Origin of the sequence: Thalassotalea hakodatensis, assembly GCF_030295995.1 — a bacterium.
Classification (GTDB): domain Bacteria; phylum Pseudomonadota; class Gammaproteobacteria; order Enterobacterales; family Alteromonadaceae; genus Thalassotalea_C; species Thalassotalea_C hakodatensis.
Map to the genome: position 1 here is coordinate 45,936 of NZ_AP027365.1, position 17,166 is coordinate 63,101.

The 17,166-nt window shown below is 38.7% G+C and carries 13 protein-coding genes; 6 read left to right on the forward strand and 7 right to left on the reverse strand.

What is annotated here, in order from left to right; all coding sequences use genetic code 11:
• Positions 1-18 precede the first annotated feature (18 nt).
• Genes QUE72_RS00225 through QUE72_RS00240 form a run of 4 tightly spaced genes read right to left on the reverse strand, consistent with a single transcriptional unit; the run spans position 19 to position 5,023 of the window.
• Positions 19-786, reverse strand: a complete 768-nt coding sequence (locus tag QUE72_RS00225; protein ID WP_074495112.1) for a sugar-binding protein — start codon at positions 784-786, stop codon at positions 19-21.
• A 1-nt stretch (position 787) separates the two neighbouring features.
• A complete protein-coding gene (locus QUE72_RS00230; protein WP_286270792.1) occupies positions 788-1,297 on the reverse strand; it encodes a gluconokinase in 510 nt (169 codons plus the stop codon).
• Positions 1,294-3,669, reverse strand: a complete 2,376-nt coding sequence (locus QUE72_RS00235; RefSeq protein WP_286270793.1) for a GH36-type glycosyl hydrolase domain-containing protein — start codon at positions 3,667-3,669, stop codon at positions 1,294-1,296. Before QUE72_RS00235 ends, QUE72_RS00230 begins: the two co-directional genes overlap by 4 nt.
• 19 nt (positions 3,670-3,688) lie before the next feature.
• Positions 3,689-5,023, reverse strand: coding sequence for an MFS transporter (locus tag QUE72_RS00240; RefSeq protein ID WP_286270795.1), 1,335 nt, complete (start codon positions 5,021-5,023; stop codon positions 3,689-3,691).
• 340 nt (positions 5,024-5,363) lie between these two features.
• Here QUE72_RS00240 and QUE72_RS00245 point away from each other — a divergent pair, with 340 nt between their 5' ends.
• From QUE72_RS00245 to QUE72_RS00265, 5 genes are all read left to right on the forward strand, one after another.
• Positions 5,364-8,525 (forward strand): TonB-dependent receptor domain-containing protein, encoded by a 3,162-nt coding sequence (locus QUE72_RS00245; protein WP_286270797.1) that lies wholly within the window; start codon positions 5,364-5,366, stop codon positions 8,523-8,525.
• Positions 8,526-8,759: 234 nt separating this feature from the next.
• Complete coding sequence (locus QUE72_RS00250; protein WP_286270800.1) at positions 8,760-10,934, forward strand: putative bifunctional diguanylate cyclase/phosphodiesterase; 2,175 nt, start codon at positions 8,760-8,762, stop codon at positions 10,932-10,934.
• 225 nt (positions 10,935-11,159) lie between these two features.
• Positions 11,160-12,494, forward strand: a complete 1,335-nt coding sequence (locus QUE72_RS00255) for a GH1 family beta-glucosidase (protein ID WP_286270802.1) — start codon at positions 11,160-11,162, stop codon at positions 12,492-12,494.
• 12 nt (positions 12,495-12,506) lie between these two features.
• Entirely contained in the window at positions 12,507-14,039 is a 1,533-nt protein-coding gene (locus QUE72_RS00260; protein WP_286270804.1) for an MFS transporter, read from the forward strand.
• A 93-nt stretch (positions 14,040-14,132) separates the two neighbouring features.
• Positions 14,133-15,134 carry a LacI family DNA-binding transcriptional regulator gene (locus QUE72_RS00265; protein ID WP_074497238.1) on the forward strand — a complete coding sequence of 334 codons (1,002 nt, stop codon included), beginning with the start codon at positions 14,133-14,135 and terminating at the stop codon, positions 15,132-15,134.
• 147 nt (positions 15,135-15,281) lie between these two features.
• Here QUE72_RS00265 and QUE72_RS00270 read toward each other — a convergent pair whose 3' ends face one another.
• On the reverse strand, positions 15,282-15,488 hold the full coding sequence (locus QUE72_RS00270; protein WP_286270808.1) for a hypothetical protein: 207 nt from the start codon (positions 15,486-15,488) through the stop codon (positions 15,282-15,284).
• 91 nt (positions 15,489-15,579) lie between these two features.
• Here QUE72_RS00270 and QUE72_RS00275 point away from each other — a divergent pair, with 91 nt between their 5' ends.
• The gene (locus QUE72_RS00275; RefSeq protein WP_286270809.1) at positions 15,580-15,786 is read left to right on the forward strand and encodes a cysteine-rich CWC family protein; all 207 of its coding nucleotides are present in this window, start codon (positions 15,580-15,582) and stop codon (positions 15,784-15,786) included.
• 35 nt (positions 15,787-15,821) lie between these two features.
• On the opposite strand, the gene QUE72_RS00280 is transcribed toward QUE72_RS00275, so the two are convergent.
• Both QUE72_RS00280 and QUE72_RS00285 read right to left on the reverse strand, forming a co-directional pair.
• On the reverse strand, positions 15,822-16,244 hold the full coding sequence (locus QUE72_RS00280; RefSeq protein WP_074497243.1) for a nuclear transport factor 2 family protein: 423 nt from the start codon (positions 16,242-16,244) through the stop codon (positions 15,822-15,824).
• A gap of 24 nt (positions 16,245-16,268) precedes the next feature.
• On the reverse strand, positions 16,269-17,030 hold the full coding sequence (locus QUE72_RS00285; protein WP_286270812.1) for a helix-turn-helix domain-containing protein: 762 nt from the start codon (positions 17,028-17,030) through the stop codon (positions 16,269-16,271).
• Positions 17,031-17,166: the final 136 nt, after the last annotated feature.

Below are 17,166 nucleotides of genomic sequence, written 5' to 3' on the forward strand. Positions count from 1 at the left end.
GGAAGTAGGCGACAAGCTTTACTCTATGAGTAACAGCTTGTCGAAAACATCTGCGGTTATGTAACCTAAATTTTTACTTCCGTTCACGGGGGTAATATCTGTAGAGCCGATAAAGTGTTCTCGTTGTTCACTACCGTCATTATCACAGTATGCAAGCATAAAGCCGATTACCTTACCTTCAGTTAATTCAACGCTTGGATAGTTGTGCTGTTCTTCCATGGTGAATTTATCGTCATAGATTGATATAGCCAACTCCCAGATTACGTTATGAGGCTTTTTTTTACTACGTTTCCAGCGGCTTTTTATATGATCGTTTAAAGTAACAAAAGATGGTTGGCCATTGGGTAATTTACTCGCGATGTCGACAACTTGATTGTCTAATGCAATATGGTAAGCGAAGGCATTAAAGGAGTATTGATGGTTACCGCCTGATGCATCTTCATCTATGAATACTTCTAGGCAATCGTCATCCCAATAAAAATAAAGTGGATCAGCATGTTGGTCAAATAATACATCATCAGTAATTTCAGCAAGAATAAACAAAGTGCTGTTATTCCATAGTAATTTAAAACGTCCTTGAAAGTCAGTCTTATTCGGCATTTCTCCTAACAGCAAATGATTCATGCCTTGCCATGATGCGGTCGACCATATTTCTGTATCTATTTCTCCATCTATTTTGGGTGTTAACATTGTTTTATGTACTTTTATTGTCTGTGCATATGCATTGTTATTAATAAGCAAAGTGGTGATGCATAATGCTAAGTAAAGTAGTATATGGTGTTTCATATTAAGGTTTCTGCTGTTGAACAATACTGGAAATTTGTTGTTGGCTTGTTTGTTTCATCGTTAGTAATATTGTCTTTTCTGCTTCACTATTAGAGAGCGGCTCGAATTGATTCAGTTGATCAGTGAGTAAGTTTGGTGAAAAAAAATGTGTTTTTCTTTTCTGCAAACGTTCCTGCAATATTGCCTTGTCTGGTTGTATAAGCACATAAGTGAATTCATTTGCCAGTGCGCTTAGTGTTTTCCTGTGGGTTTGTTTTAAACCAGAATATGCTAATACGATATTTTTATTATCAAATTCTGTTGACGAAAAATGATGTTCCATGCGTTCAATCCACGCTTGCCGCATTGTGGGGTTTATTGGTACCCCCCTCTTCATAAATGAAATTGCTTGATCTGAATGAAAGTCGTCTACATCGAAGTAACAAAAATTAAGGTGTTTAGCTAACGCACTTGCCAATGTTGATTTTCCAGTGCCACTGACTCCCATAATTAATATCAGTTTGGCAATCATACTTTAGCCTCACTTACTGGTAATAAAATGCGTATGTTGTAGGTACTTCCTGAGATGACATTACGAATTATATTGTCATTTATTAATTGCTCATTAAGGTAGCAAGTTATTTCGTTGTATTTATTATCTTGTTGATAATGAATGTTAAATTTGGCGCCTAGGGCTGTGTACTGAATGCTTAGATTTGGCCAAGTGTTGGGTAACTTTGGTGTTAAATATACATTGCCTGCTTTTGTCACAATGCCACAGAGTTCTTCTATGATGCATCTGTAGATCCAAGCGACAGTACCCGTATTAAATAACTGACTAGATTTTCCAGTCATTTGAGGCATTTGAAAATAAGCACCACGATAATAATTGGGAATAAAATTAGGCATCTGTTCGCGTTTACCAGCATCTTCCTTCGAAGGAAGCATTGCTTTAATCACATCAAACGCTAATGACCCTTCGTTTTCTTGATACAAACTGTAAGCGAAAAAAGCGGAAGCATGATTATATATCGAACCATTTTCAGCAGTACCTGGAAATTTTTGAGTGACTCGACCAATATCTTCATGCATGTGTGTATATGCAGGTGATAGCATCATGACACCATAAGGTGTTAACAACTTTTCTTTGATGCTTCGTAACATACGTTGTTTTTGATTTTCATCTGCTGCATTACAAAGTAGTGCCCATGCCTGCGGATTTAAGAAAATCTCCCCTTCAGGATCAGATGAAATTCCAAATGTTCGCTTATTATCTGTGATCCCACGTGCGTACCAGTTCTCATGCCAAAAATATTGATTTATCGCGCGATTAAGCACTGTTATTTCTTGTTCATATGAAGCGATATAGTCTGAATTTACATGGTATAAACGGCATATTTTGTTCCATATCGCTAATGAGTAACTTGTCGCCATAGTAAGCCATGCAGATACCCCTTTTCCTTTATGACCAACCATATTCATTGGATCACACCAATCGCCTTGTTCAATCAAGCTTAGTCCTTGTTCATTCCGTGCTGCGAGTAAAAAATCAAACGCTAAGTTAATATGTTCAATTAAGGGGGCTGTTCTCTCTGAATCTTTAAAGCGTAAAGACTGATGAAGAATTGTCTTGTCGTTAGTTGTATTTAGATAGCTTTCAAGGCAAATGGTAAGCCATATACAGTGGTCGCTATGCGGCACTAAATTTATATATTTAAGCGTCGCGTTATCTGAAAGCAATATGCCGTCAGGCATAGCTCCAGAGCTTAACTGTTGTGAAACGGCAGTGATTATCGCTTGTCGGCAAAGGTCGGGAACTAAATAGGTAACGCCCATGGCATCTTGTAAGTAGTTTCGCGTTTGCGGATCGGTTGTTAGTCTATTGACATCACCATGATAAAATACCTGTCTAGGTAACCAATGATTCACAAACTCATCGAAATCGGGCTCAGGGCTATTTAATAGTAGCCTGTTATTCATCTTGGAAAAGTATTGCTGGTATGCAGATGCTGCTTGCTCAAAATCATCATCTTCGAGTAAGTATTTATTTTTTAATGCGATAACTTCTTGCTCATTGTTGGCTGGTCCGAAAATAAATTCATGAGCAATACTTTGTTGCGGAGCAAGTTGATGGCAAAATTGCATACAAGCAACGGGTGTTTCGTAAAGCGCTTGGGTTTTACTGAGGTGTTGTTTTTTTAGATCATCTGGAGCATATAGTCCTCCTTCCCCTTCGATACTTTTTTGATTTGCATTCCAGCTTTGACAAGGGTGTTTACTAATGAAAAATGTCCAATCTTTTAAGTGTTGATTATTGTAATAATCAGCCACTTGTTGATAAGGAGTAATTGAGCGGGCAATTATACCGTTTAGACTTGAGTTAAAATCAGCAGATTGGTTCATCCAAGACATGTAGCCAATGGTAAAGTAAGGGTAAAGTGCAATTGTTTTTTTTATATCGCTTTGATTTTTTATGCTGATCTTCCACAACTCAATGCTGTCTTCTGTGGGTAAAGATACCTGTATTTCAATTTTCAATTGCCAATGTTCTATGTACCACGATATATTTTGTTGGCCTGCGTTAAAGGTAAATCTATCTAGCGGTGCTTTGACCGGCTCGTAAGGCAATGAAATTATTTCATTGGTTTCTATACATTTTAGGTAAAAAAATCGCCCTGCATGGTGACTAAAATATTCTTGCTCTGGTTGCATGAACGTTTTCGCTTCCATATTAGGAGCATGAGCGTATTTTGAAGGTTCGGGCTGCATGAACTGTGCACTAGCAAAGCCTCTACAGTTCATATGTAGCATCATGTTTTTATTCCATAAAAAACTACTGGCTTTCGGCATCAATACAGGGTCGCTAACCGACAGTTGGTGATTCTGATAGTTAAATTCAAACATGCCAATGTTACTCCTGAACTTATGTTTTTTGTGTTAGTAGTGCTTGCTGGATATCTTCAACACATTGTTCTGAAAGAGGGTATCGCGTGATAATTCCTACACTGACAGCAGCGAATATTGCAGGTATTAATGTCATTAGTAATACGATTCCTGTTTGTGAATCTAAGGTTTGTATTTGATTGGCTACATAACCCATTGAAGCTAAAAGCCAACCAATCATCGCTCCAGCAACCGCACTTCCCAGCTTTTGAGAAAATGCAGCAGCTGAAAATACCATTGCCGTTGCTCGTCGACCGTGTTTCCATTCACCAAAGTCAGCTGAGTCTGCATACATTGAAAACACTAATGGAGACTTTGGTCCTAAGCAGAAACCAATAGCAATTTGTAGTAAGAAAATTAATGTGACTTGATCACTGGGAACAAAATAGAATGCGATAGATAGCACGGTAATTATGCTCATCAGTAGCATTAACAGTGTTTTTTTATCCAAAAATTTGGTCATAAAAGGAGTAGCAGCTGCACCGACAGCTAATGAAAGCATGTAACAAAGTGAAAAGCTGCCAATGAGATCTTCTCGATTAACGTAATACTTGAGATAGAAGGTGCCAGTGCTGCCTCTTAGCGTAATGGTCATCATAATAATTAATGATAATGTAAATAATATAAGCCAAGGTTTGTTGTGGGTTAAATCTTGAATATCTTGTAATACAGTGGATTTTTGAGATGCTGGCGGTGAAATTCTTTCACGTGTGGTGAAAAAAGTGATACAAAATAAGGCGGCAGCCAAAATACCGTATATGGCCATAGTGATTTGCCAACCGAGTACTTCATTTTCGGCACCGAAATACGCGACTAGAGTAGGGGTAAAATAGGCAACAATGCTGCCCCCAGTAAACGCACCTATAAAGCGAAAACTTGTTAATGTAGTTCTTTCTTGGCTATTGGCTGTTATTACACCTAATAATGCCCCATAAGGCACATTAATAAAGGTGTAGGCGAGCATCATAAAAATATAGGTAGCGTACGCCCAAATCAATTTATCGCTCCCTTGTAAATCAGGCACCGTAAACGTTAATATGCCAGCTGCTACGATCGGTAAAATACCCCACAGAAGGTAAGGCCGAAACTTTCCGTATTTTGTTTTGGTTCTATCTGCTAATGCCCCCATGAGAGGGTCAGAAAAAGCATCAATAACTCTTGTTACTAGCATCATAGTTCCGACTGCTGCTGGATGTAAGCCGAATACGTCGGTATAAAAAATAAACAAGAACACGTCAAAAACGCGCCAATAAAAATTAGAAGCTACGTCTCCACAGGCATAACCTATTTTCTCTTTTAATGTTAGTAATGCCATGACTGCTCCTTGATCTATAAACCGTAAGTACGAAAGTCAGTTTTGATTAAAAATCTAGCACTTTATTACCATATGATATTTTGTAAGCGCTTACAATAACCTTTTGTATTGATGAGAAAGTTAATTTTTAAGTAATATGTCTGATACTATATAATCTTTACTATCAGTGGGTTATTGGTTTTTTGGTAAACTATATTAAATATGTATTGACCAATTATTGCTCATAGCCTAACTTAATGTAAGCGCTTACAATTTTAGGTTGCATGAATCCCTTACACACGTTGGTTTTTGTTATCGGATTGTAAGCGCACAAAAATATAAAAATAAATGGGGAGATAACATGAAAGACATGAAATTTAAAAAAGGCGTGTTAGCGAGCTCAATCGCTATGGTGCTTGCTGGTGGTGCTGCACCATTAGCAATGGCTGAGCAAGGCGCTGATAAAGAAGTTGAAGTAATTGAAGTGACGGGTATCCGTGGCTCAACAAAAGCAAGTATTAACGGCAAGCGTTTTGCTGATTCGCAAGTAGACGGTATTGCCGCTGAAGATATTGGTAAGTTACCTGATGTAACCATTACTGATTCACTACAACGTATCACTGGTGTGCAAATTGAACGCGTTGCGGGCGAAGGTGGTGCGGTGCAAATTCGTGGTCTACCTCAAATTGATACCACCATGAACGGTGAAACCTTTTTATCTGCAACCACTATTGATACCTCAGGCGCTGATTTAGGTGATTTACCTGCGCAACTTTTTGGCGGTGTTGATGTGTACAAGTCAGCAACAGCTGATAACACAGCCCAAGGTATTGCGGGTGCAATTGATTTAAAAACTCGTCGTCCGTTTGATATGGATGAAGGGTGGACTTTTGTTGGTGGTGCTGAAGCGGCACGTGGTTCAATTACCAAAGAAACTGACCCAACGTTACATGGCTTAGCGGCATATAATGACGGTAAAATTGGTTTCTTAATTTCAGCAGTCACTCAAGATGTAACCCTTGCAACCGATTATAACGGTCATAACGATACCTCTGAAAACGGTGGTTTAGGCTGGACATCAAACAACTATGCGTGGAGTACTCCAGCAGAAGGCGCTGAATATCGCAACATTGTGCCACACGGTTTTACTGCGTTTAACAAAACAGAAGAGCGTGAGCGTGATGCTGTTCAAGCGTCATTGCAAGTTGATTTAGGTGAAGGTTTTACCTTAACCGCGGATTATTTCTATACGAACCAAGACCGTTTTAATGCACGCTCTGGCTTTAACACCAATAACCGTTGGCAAACCTTCGCACAGTATGCGTTTGCAACCAACTATACCGGTGATTCATACACCGATGGTGACGGTAATGAATGGCGTGGTGTTGATGCGTTTAAGATGCGTCCATACCGTATGCAATCATTCACACAAGTGAATGTTAATGAAGAAAAATCACGTAACTTTAACTTACAGTTAGATTATGACAATGGCGGTGCGTTAACCGGTCAAGTACGTTTCACTGATGCTACTGCGACAGCAAAAATGCGTCATGCCTACGGCGAAGGCGATATCATGAGTATCGATGAAGGTGCGTTGGTATTAGGCCCAGGTGGCTTTACCTCGGCTGAACACTGTACTAACGGTGAAGAAATCGTTGGCTCAGAAGGCGGTTGTTACGGCCAGTACTCACAAGGTATTGAAACGGGCGACTTCTTCTTAACCCATGATGCCAGTGGCGAGTTTCCAACGTTTGGTGGTTTTGACCAAGTGGTTGCTGGTGGTCAAGGTGATATGTCGGTTGCGGATTACATGGCAAGTTTAGATTCATATCATGTGGGTGCGTTTTCATCAGAAGGTAACACCGATGATGAAGCGGATTTACGTACCTTTAGCACAAAGTGGAATTACGCGTTAGAAGATAACGATGTGATCACCAGTGTTGATTTTGGTATTCGTTATTCACAACGTGATGTAGACCATGACCAATTTACCTATACTTCAGACTTTGGTAATGGTTGTGATATTGCGCAATGGAAAGCCGTTGACCAAAACTTAGACAGAAGTACGAGTAATGCGCCTGATAATGCCTGTTATGGTATGGCTGGTACCGGTGAATATACGGCAGCAGAGCAAGGTAACTTTGCTTATAACGCAGAAACAGGTGAATACGAAGAAACTTCTCACTATCAGTATGATGAAAATACGGGTGAGAGAATGTATGTACCGAAAGTTGATGGAAATGGTGACCCAATCTATGGTGACTTTACATGGACACCATACACACTTTTACCACCAACACGTCTAGACGACCATACAACGGTTTCATGGCAAACAGACTTTGGTAACGTAAAAGGTATTCCAGGCGTTTGGGTGATTGACCCAAGTAACTTCCGTGACCCACGTCAATGGCATAAAGACACGTTTGGTAATGTACAACGTACTGAAAATGGCGGTGCTACGTATGATGTAGGTTTAGATGAGTTATCTTACTTCTTACAAGCGAACTTTGAGTACGGTAACCTATCAGGTAACGTTGGTTTGAAAGTCATTGAGACCACATTATTTGTGAAGCAAAACCTTATTGGTGGTAACTTACCGCATTCAGGTTTAGGGCCAGATATTGGTGATGAAGTTACAGAGCGTAAGTATAAAGACGAGCTACCGTCAATTAACTTAGCATACCAAGCAACAGATGACGTGGTATTACGTGCTGCATTTTCTGAGAACATGCAAGCGTTGAATCTGGACCAATGGGGTGCAGGTAAGAACGTTGGTATGGTGTTCAACAATAGTTGTGGCTGTATGCGAGTACAAACAGTGACGTTAAACGGTAACCCGGCGTTAAACCCATGGCGCTCAGAGAACTGGTCATTATCAGCTGAGTGGTATGCTGGTGAAGCGTCAATGTTCTTCGCCTCAGCATTTGGTATCGATATTGCTGAATTTACTGAAAGAAAAACAGAGCAACGTAGCGAAGAGCCGGATAGTGATGGTGTGATCCGTGGTCCACACCCAACAACCTTTACGGCACAATCTGAAGGTGGTGAAGTCGCTGGTTTTGAATTAGGCGCGAAAGTCGCGTTAAGTGACTTCTTAGGTGAAGACAGCATTCTTAAAAATGTTGGTTTTGACGTTAACTACACGTATACCGATTCAAAACAAGAAGCGAAAGACGCACTTGGTGATGACTTACCGTTCCAAGGGATGTCAAAAGATACCTACAACGCGGTTGTATGGTATGAAAACGATACATTCTCAGCGCGTTTAGCGTGGAACTCACGTAGCCCACGTTTAATGACAGCGGGTAGTGCAGGAACAGGTGGACAATCGTTATACCAAGACGATTACTCACAGGTAGACTTTAATGCCACGTATAACTTCAGTGAAGACATTAGCTTTTATCTGAATGGTTCAAACATTACTGAAGAGTATCAGCAAGCTTATATTGAGTTTGAAAAGCAAAAAGCTTTCCAAAACGTTTATGAAGCACGTTGGACTGTAGGTACACGCGTTAAGTTCTAATCGAACAACTCTGGACTGAATCAAAAACCGTCGCTTATGCGGCGGTTTTTCGTTTGGCGAACAGACTCTAATAGTACCATGATTAAAGCCCCTGAATTAATAATCCATAAGCGGCCAATAAACGTGAAAAACATGATCTGAATCTATTGTTGGCGTAATAATATTGAAAAATGCAGTTAAAAAGCGTACAAGGTTAGATGTTATTATTATCTTATTTTTATTGGAGCTGTAGCAGTGGTAGAAGAAAAAATTAAATCAATTATTGATAATCTATCAACTTCTGCCTCAACCAATTATATCGATGTGATTTGTGTGTCATTAGCAAAAGCGATAAATGCTGATTATGTGTTTGTTGCACAGTTAAATGCGGGTAGCACTACAGCGACCACTCTTTCATTAGCTACACAGCAAGAAGTTATTGAAAACTTTAGTTATCAACTAAAATCTACACCTTGTGAAATCGTGGGAGAAGGAGATGTTTGTGCCTTTCCTTCTGGTGTTCAATCGGCATACCCAAATGATCAATTACTTGAAGACATGGGCATTGAAGGCTATGTGGGGGTGCCATTAATAGACGATGGCACTAAAGCTCATAGCATTTTAGTTGCGCTATTTTGTGATGAATTTAATAACCAAAATGAGATTACCTCTTTATTCTTATTATTTAGTGGTTTGATTAATAAAGAGTTAGAAAAACAGAAAGTCATGACTGAATTACGTACGCGAAATGAGGTGATAGAAGAAAGCAAAGAAGCGATCATGATCTGTGATAAAAATAATACCATCATTAGTGTTAATAAAGCGTTTACTCGAATGACTGGTTATAGTTTTCGCGAAGTAGTAGGGAAAGATCCAAAAATTTTAAGTGCATACAGACAACCAGATAGTTTTTATCAAAAAATGTGGGCTGATATACAAACAAAAGGCAGTTGGTCTGGTGAGCTAAGTAACCGTAAAAAAAGTGGTGAAGAATTCCCTGAATGGTTGTCAATAAATACCATTAGAAATGAATATAATGAAATAGAAAATTATGTCGCTTTTTTCTTTGATATTTCTGAGCGTAAGGCAGCAGAAGATAAAATTTATCAGCAAGCAAATTACGATTTACTAACAGGAATAGCCAATCGTTATAAATTTTTAGAACAGTTAACAAAAGTTATTGATGCTAAAGCTATTGCAAGCTTTGAGTCGGCATTATTGGTTATGGACTTAGATCTTTTTCAAGAAGTCAATGACGTTTACGGACATGATTGCGGTGATGCATTATTAGTTAAAGTGGCTGAGCGCCTCACGCGGTTTATTAAACCTGAGAATTGCTTAGCACGTATCACCGGTGACGGCTTTGCGATATTACTTAATAATGTGAATGAACGAAGTGAAATTGATGATTTTGTCGCTCGAATACTGATTGAATTTAGTAAACCTTTTTATGTTGATGAACATGTTATCAATTGCACCTTAAGTGTAGGAATTATTACTTTTTCAGACAACACACTTCAAGCAAGTAGCTTGATGAAAAAAGCTGAAAGAGCAATGTCTCATGCGAAAGAGAATGGTCGAAATTCATCGAGTTATTTCACACAAGAAATGGAGAACATCGCTCGCTATCAAATTCAAATGAAAGCAGACTTAGAGAAGGCTTTAAAAGAACGTAAACTGACTTTAGTGTTTCAACCCATTGTGTCTACACAGTTAAAACAAGTCACAAAATTTGAAGCATTACTGCGTTGGAATAATAACGGTAGATGGGTTTCGCCCGTTGAATTCATTCCCTTAGCAGAAAAAAACAATTTAATTAAACCGCTTGGAGAGTTTGTACTGTCTGAAGCTTGCTTACAGTTGAAAAAATTGAAGAGTTTAGGCTATCAAGATATCGTATTCAATGTGAATAGATCCGTGTATGAAATACCGCTTAATCAAAATGAAAATGCCTATTGGTTAATGATGATTAACATGTATGGTTTACAACCTAGAGATATCTGTTTTGAGCTGACAGAAAGTGCTTTAGCTCCAGAAAAACGCAATAATGAAATGTTATTTAATCAATTACGTGAGGCGGGCTGTCAAATAGCACTTGATGATTTTGGTACAGGTTACTCCTCGTTAAACTATATTCGTCGTATCCCATTAGATTTTATTAAAATTGATAAATCATTCATCAGTGATATGAGTGAAAACCCTGACGATAAAATACTTGTTTCTACTATTATCGCCATGAGTAAAGCACTTGGTAAACAAGTGGTTGCTGAAGGGGTTGAAAGTATAGAGCAAGTGCATTGGTTAGAAGAGTTAGGTTGTGACTACATACAAGGCTTTTATTTTTCTAAACCATTACCATTTGAACAACTATCTACGTTTATTGATAATTTTAATTATCAAAAGGCTGTAAATGCAGCAATACCAAATTAAACGCATAACGTTATATTATTCTGGTGGATTATAAAGCTAAAACTTTAGTGGGATTATTGCTATTACATTAAAATATTGTTGCTTTTACATCCTACTTTACATAATATCTCTATATTACGATGTAAGCGCTTACATCGTTATGAGCTTCACGGCTATTAAAGATTGCATATTTGCCAATTATCAGCGCTTTTAAAGTTATTTAGTAAATAGTAAGGTTAACAATACATGACATTCACGCTTCCTAAAAACTCTTCAATGTTATCATCAACATTTACCTATGGCGTAGCAACGGCTTCATTTCAAATAGAAGGAGGAATTGAAAATCGCGCTCCATGTATATGGGATACTTTTTGTGCTACTGAAGGTAAAATTATAGATGGTTCAGATGGTTCAGTTGCCTGTGATCATTTTCATCGATGGCAAGATGATGTTGAGTTAATTGAGTCGTTAGGTGTTGACGCATACCGACTTTCAATTTCATGGCCAAGGGTCATGAATGAAGACGGCAGTGTAAATCAAGAAGGTATGGCGTTTTACATACAATTACTTGATCGCTTAAACGAAAAGAATATAAAGGTGTTTGTCACATTATATCATTGGGACCTGCCGCAATATTTAGAAGATAACGGTGGTTGGCTTAATCGTGAAACGGCATATAAATTTCAACAATATACTGCTGAAGTGGTCAAAGCGTTTGGTAAACGTGTTTATGCTTACGCCACATTGAATGAGCCTTTTTGTAGTGCTTATTTAGGTTATGAAATAGGTGTGCATGCGCCAGGTATCATAGGGAAAGAATACGGAAGAAAAGCAGCCCATCATTTATTATTAGCACATGGATTGGCAATGCAGGTACTCGCCAAAGAAAGCCCAAACACGCTAAATGGTATTGTTCTTAATTTTACCCCGGGATATCCCGCAAGCAAAAGTATGGCAGATATTAGAGCGACTGAAATGGCGAATGAATACCATAATTATTGGTATGCTAAACCTATTTTTGATGGTGAATACCCTGCGTTAATTGACTCATTACCCAAAGCACATTTACCTGATATTTTTGATGGCGATATGGCGATTATTTCCCATGAAATTGATTTTATCGGGGTAAATTTCTATACCCGAGCCGTATATGAAGCTGATGAAGAAGAAGGCTTTAAAGAAGTAGCGTTGCCCGATGTTGAACGTACTGATATTGGGTGGGAAGTTTATCCTCAAGCATTTACTGATTTGTTAATTGATCTCAATACCCGTTACCAGCCACCGGCAATTTATATCACAGAAAACGGTGCCAGTATTGATGATGAAATTGAAGAAGGTGTAGTAAATGATCAGCGCCGTATTAGTTATTATCAACGTCACTTAAATGCAGTACATGTTGCCATAGAATCAGGGGTTCCTGTTAAAGGTTACTTTGCTTGGAGTTTGATGGATAATTTTGAGTGGGCAGAAGGGTATTTAAAACGTTTTGGTATTGTTTATGTTGATTATCAAACTCAACAACGCACGATTAAACACAGTGGCTTAGCCTATCGTGAGTTAATGACTAGCCGTAAAAATTAATCTAGGAATATTATGCATAAATTAGCGATCGGAGAGAAGCTCGGTTATGCCGTAGGAGATGCTGCAGCAAACCTTGTATGGAGAGGAGCTTTAGCATATTTAGCGGTGTTTTATACTGATACTTATGGTATTAGCGCTGCCGCTGCGGCCATGTTATTTCTCGTGGTTCGCTTATCCGATGGTGTCACTGACATCATTATGGGCATGATTGCCGATCGTACAGAAACTCGGTGGGGGAAATTTAGACCATGGATTTTATGGTCTGCTCCTGCACTTGGATTATTGATGGTACTTTGTTTTACCACGCCAAATTTTTCGGATACTGGTAAACTGATATACGCCTATATAACCTATATTGGCTTAACATTAGCGTATACCATCAATAACGTGCCGTATTCTGCATTAATGGGGGTTATCACACCATGTGATACAGAAAGAACGAGTCTTTCTAGTTATCGATTAGCTGGCGCATTTGCTGGTGGTTTGTTGGTAATGGGCTTCTTGCCCGATCTTGTTGCTTACTTTGGTCAAGGTGATGATGCGCAAGGATATCAATTAACCATGTATGTTTTTGCAGCATTACTGATCGCTTTAATGGTGATTACGTTTGCTACTACGAAAGAGCGAGTAAGTTTAGCTACAGAAAGGAAACTATCCTTAGGCCGAGAACTAACCGACTTACTAAAAAACTTACCTTTTATTATCTTACCGCTTTTGGCCGCAACACTATTTTTCTATTATCGTGGAATTTATAGCGGTATCTTTTTCTTCTGTGTGTTGATTGGCATGTGGCTTGTGGTTAAAAAGTTACTGGCGATCCCTGCAGAGCGATTAACTGGTACACAGCGCGATATGGTTGATTTGTTAACCAATAAACCATGGTTGATTATGCTCGGCATGGGCTTTATTACCATGATGTATAACGGCATTAAGTATGGCGTAATTGCTTATTATTTCAAATACTATATGGGTGATGAGCTACTGACAGGAAAATATTTTGTCGCGCTATTAGTCGTGTCAATATTAGGTGCTTTGGCAACCAGCCCTTTAGCAAAAAGGTTAGGAAAACAACGTTTATTCATAATAGCGTTGACCATCAGTGGTTTATTTACCGTGGCTTTGTATTGGGTGCCACAAGGAAGTGTGGCAGGGATATTTATCATTGGTTGTATGTCTGAATTTTTCGCTGCAATGCTACCCACATTGTTTTTCACTATGTTAGGTGATAGTGCTGATTATTCTGAATGGAAAAACCATCGAAGAGCGACGGGGTTGATATATTCGGCGGGCACATTTGTACAAAAAACAGGGGGAGGCTTTGCCGGCGCGTTAGTGTTAGTTATTCTGGCCAATTATGGTTACAACGGCATGGATCTTACAACCGTGTCAGCAGCTTTACCGGGCATGCAAATTCTAATGAGCTGGGTACCAGCTGCGTTCGCCTTTGCAGGAGCTGGTTTAATGATTTTTTATCCGTTAAATACTCAACTTGTTAAAACGGTTACTGCCGATTTAACGGCACGACGATTAAGCGTGACGCAATAGGGGATCTTAGTGGCACTTCGTACCATTATTACCTGTAATGTGTTAGCCTTGGCACCATTATATTACAGGTAACCAGTTGGTTTACAGAAACTTATGACCACCATTTATCAGGTATCAGAACTTGCCAAAGTCTCGCTTGCAACCGTATCTCGTGTGATGAACGGTAATCCTCGTGTAAGTGATAAAACACGCGAGAAAGTGTTAGCGGCAATGAAAGAACTCGGCTATCGTCCAAACTTAACCGCTCAATCGTTAGCTTCTAATCGCAGCAACTGTGTTGGCTTGCTTGTTTCTGAAATTCATGGGCCTTTCTTTGGGCAAATGATGAGTGCGGTGGAAACTGAACTACGTGCAGCGGGCAAGCATGTCATCATCACTGCAGGCCATAGTGATGAGGAAAAAGAAAAAGATGGCATTGAGTTTTTAATCAGCCGAAATTGTGATGCTATCATCGCTCATGTAGAGGCGGTGAGTGATGAGTATATTGAAAGCATTGCAAAAGAAAAAACACCGATGATTTTTATTAGTCGTTATGTAGCAAGTCTTGCCGATAAGTGTATCAGCTTAAATAATGAATATGGTGGTTACTTGGCAACGTCGACCATGATCAAACATGGGCATAAAGAAATCGCCTGTATTGCCGGGCCACAATCAAAAGCAGACGCAGTTGCTAGGCTTGCAGGTCATAAACGTGCAATGGCAGAGCATAACTTACCCATTAAAGAGTCGTTAATATATGAAGGTGAGTTTAAAGAAATAGGTGGTGTGCTAGGGTTAGAAAAATTTATTAAGTCTAACGATAATTTCACCGCAATTGTTTGTGCTAATGATGAAATTGCTTCTGGTGTCATGACCTATGCTCGGGAGCATGGTTTACACCTGCCTGATGATTTATCAGTTATAGGCTTTGATAACGTTGTATTTGCTTCTCATTTATATCCTAAGTTAACTACCATTGAAAATCCCGTTGATCAGATGGGGCAAATGGCGGCTAAAATAATTTTGCGTGATGTCTATAAGCAACAGCAAGACGTGATACAACACTTTTATTCACCAACGTTAATCAATAGAGATTCAATCGCTGATTTAACGTAATTTAAATCAACAGACTCTAGCTAATTGATCACTATTTAATTTCAAGGCATTGCTTGATTGGTTCAGTTGCTCTGTCATCTGCACCGATTCATCCGCCATGTTCGCTAATTTATTTATTCGAAGGTTCACTTTATCAGCGGCGTCTAATTATTGTTCAGTAAGTTCACCCTGTTGATATAAGGCATAGTAGTGCTCAGCGATACTGACAGCAGATTGCACAACTTTTTGTTGTTGATATAAAATGCTGTATTGAGGTGAAAGTAGTTTTGCACCAAGCAATAACAAACCTGATAACGTAATAGCTAAAATGATCGCTAACCGGTAGCGTATGGAAGTTTTCCGTAGTGCTTTCATATCGACTTCTCAAACGTAGGCATATATCAAGATTAGGAAATGATCGATATATTTATTAAAATGACCTATAAAAAGATCAAGTGGAGCAATTATGTTGGAAGGTAGTGCGAGTATTTGTCCGTTGTGTCAGCAACATAATCGCTGCAATGTTGATGGTAACCAACCATGTTGGTGTGTGAGCACTAACATACCTAAGGCATTGTTAGCGAACGTGCCAAAGAAGAAAAAAAATAAGGTATGTATCTGTGCTAAATGTATTGAAAAATATCATCTAGATTTAGCACAGCAAGTGAAATAATACGATAAGTTTTATCTACTGACTTTGTCAGCTGTTTACTTTTTTACCACAGTATATATTTTATTGACGATTTTCCATTCGCCGTTATGTTTCAATAATGACAAGTAGTCGACATACTTCCAGCTGCCCATATCCCACTCAGCCCGCACTGAAGCGGCGGAATTTTCAATATCCATAGCGATAATACTCGTGGTATGTTTGCCGGGTTTATCTTTACTAAAAAAGCCTAAAAAGGTCTGTAATTCGTAAACATTGTGCTTGCCGTCGGTTACTCCTTGAATTTTGGCATCAGGGTGAAACGCTTTTGCGACAATATCAGGGTCACCAAGTTTACTTCCTTCTAAGTAATAATTGACCGCTTTTTCTACCGCATCTTTTTGTGATGTGTCCCCGTGGTACTGTGTACCGCTAATTGCTTGAAAACTAAAAAGTAGTGTACATAGGATTATTGCTTTCATAATGGTTCCGTTACTGTTGATGTGTTAAATTAAAGTTTTTAAGAACTGCTTAGGTGAAATACCTATCTGTTGCCTAAACATATAAATAAAGGATGAACTAGATTGGTAACCTAACAATGCCGCTATACTGGCGATTTCATCTTTTTGCGCTAAATGCTTGATTGCTATTTGTATATTTAACCGTTGTCGCCATTGACTATAGGTTAATCCGGTTTCCTTTTTAAAATTTCTAGTTAATGTTCTTGCAGAAGTTTGAACAAATTTACCCCATGATAATAGATCACTTTTCATGGAAGGGTATTTTTGTAACTTTTCTATGATTGCGAGTAAACGTTCATCTTGTGGATAAGGTAAAAACATATCACGTTTGGTTAATTGTGGTAAATAATCTTGGAAAACAGCAATAAGCCGGTGATGTATTAAGGTTTGTTTGTTAGAGGAAGGTAGGGTGAGAAGCTCATTCATTAATGCTTTAAAAAATGTTGAAGCATGTGCGACAAAAGGTTGATCAATGGTAGTTTCAAAGATGTCATCCGTTATATAAACCGCAGTTAATGCGACATCAGTTTTTGCGAGTAACTCATGCCTAATATTCGCTGGGATCATAATACCATGACACGCGGGTATAAAATAACGACCAGACCTAGTAATGACAGCAAGTACGCCAGATTTTATATATAAAAATTGGCTTTGCGGATGCTGATAAAACTCAACTCCAGCTTGAGCGGGGATATTCAAGTGTTTAACATTGTAAACAGCGTTATTTTGCTGAATATGCATTGTCATAATATCTACACTAAGTTAATAATGATCTTAATATGACAATTAGTGTTGTTTATTTTTACGAATAAAGCAAGATGGTCAAGAGAAGAGATGAAATGAAAAAGTTACTAAAAGTCCAGACAAGTTTTATTAAAGTGTA

What these genes read in the sequence shown, in the direction of transcription:
- QUE72_RS00225 (WP_074495112.1), bottom strand. Translation starts at nt 786, where the DNA reads ATGAAACACCATATACTACTTTACTTAGCATTATGCATCACCACTTTG.
- QUE72_RS00230 (WP_286270792.1), bottom strand. Translation starts at nt 1,297, where the DNA reads ATGATTGCCAAACTGATATTAATTATGGGAGTCAGTGGCACTGGAAAA.
- QUE72_RS00235 (WP_286270793.1), bottom strand. Translation starts at nt 3,669, where the DNA reads ATGTTTGAATTTAACTATCAGAATCACCAACTGTCGGTTAGCGACCCT.
- QUE72_RS00240 (WP_286270795.1), bottom strand. Translation starts at nt 5,023, where the DNA reads ATGGCATTACTAACATTAAAAGAGAAAATAGGTTATGCCTGTGGAGAC.
- QUE72_RS00245 (WP_286270797.1), top strand. Translation starts at nt 5,364, where the DNA reads ATGAAAGACATGAAATTTAAAAAAGGCGTGTTAGCGAGCTCAATCGCT.
- QUE72_RS00255 (WP_286270802.1), top strand. Translation starts at nt 11,160, where the DNA reads ATGACATTCACGCTTCCTAAAAACTCTTCAATGTTATCATCAACATTT.
- QUE72_RS00260 (WP_286270804.1), top strand. Translation starts at nt 12,507, where the DNA reads ATGCATAAATTAGCGATCGGAGAGAAGCTCGGTTATGCCGTAGGAGAT.
- QUE72_RS00265 (WP_074497238.1), top strand. Translation starts at nt 14,133, where the DNA reads ATGACCACCATTTATCAGGTATCAGAACTTGCCAAAGTCTCGCTTGCA.
- QUE72_RS00270 (WP_286270808.1), bottom strand. Translation starts at nt 15,488, where the DNA reads ATGAAAGCACTACGGAAAACTTCCATACGCTACCGGTTAGCGATCATT.
- QUE72_RS00275 (WP_286270809.1), top strand. Translation starts at nt 15,580, where the DNA reads ATGTTGGAAGGTAGTGCGAGTATTTGTCCGTTGTGTCAGCAACATAAT.
- QUE72_RS00280 (WP_074497243.1), bottom strand. Translation starts at nt 16,244, where the DNA reads ATGAAAGCAATAATCCTATGTACACTACTTTTTAGTTTTCAAGCAATT.
- QUE72_RS00285 (WP_286270812.1), bottom strand. Translation starts at nt 17,030, where the DNA reads ATGACAATGCATATTCAGCAAAATAACGCTGTTTACAATGTTAAACAC.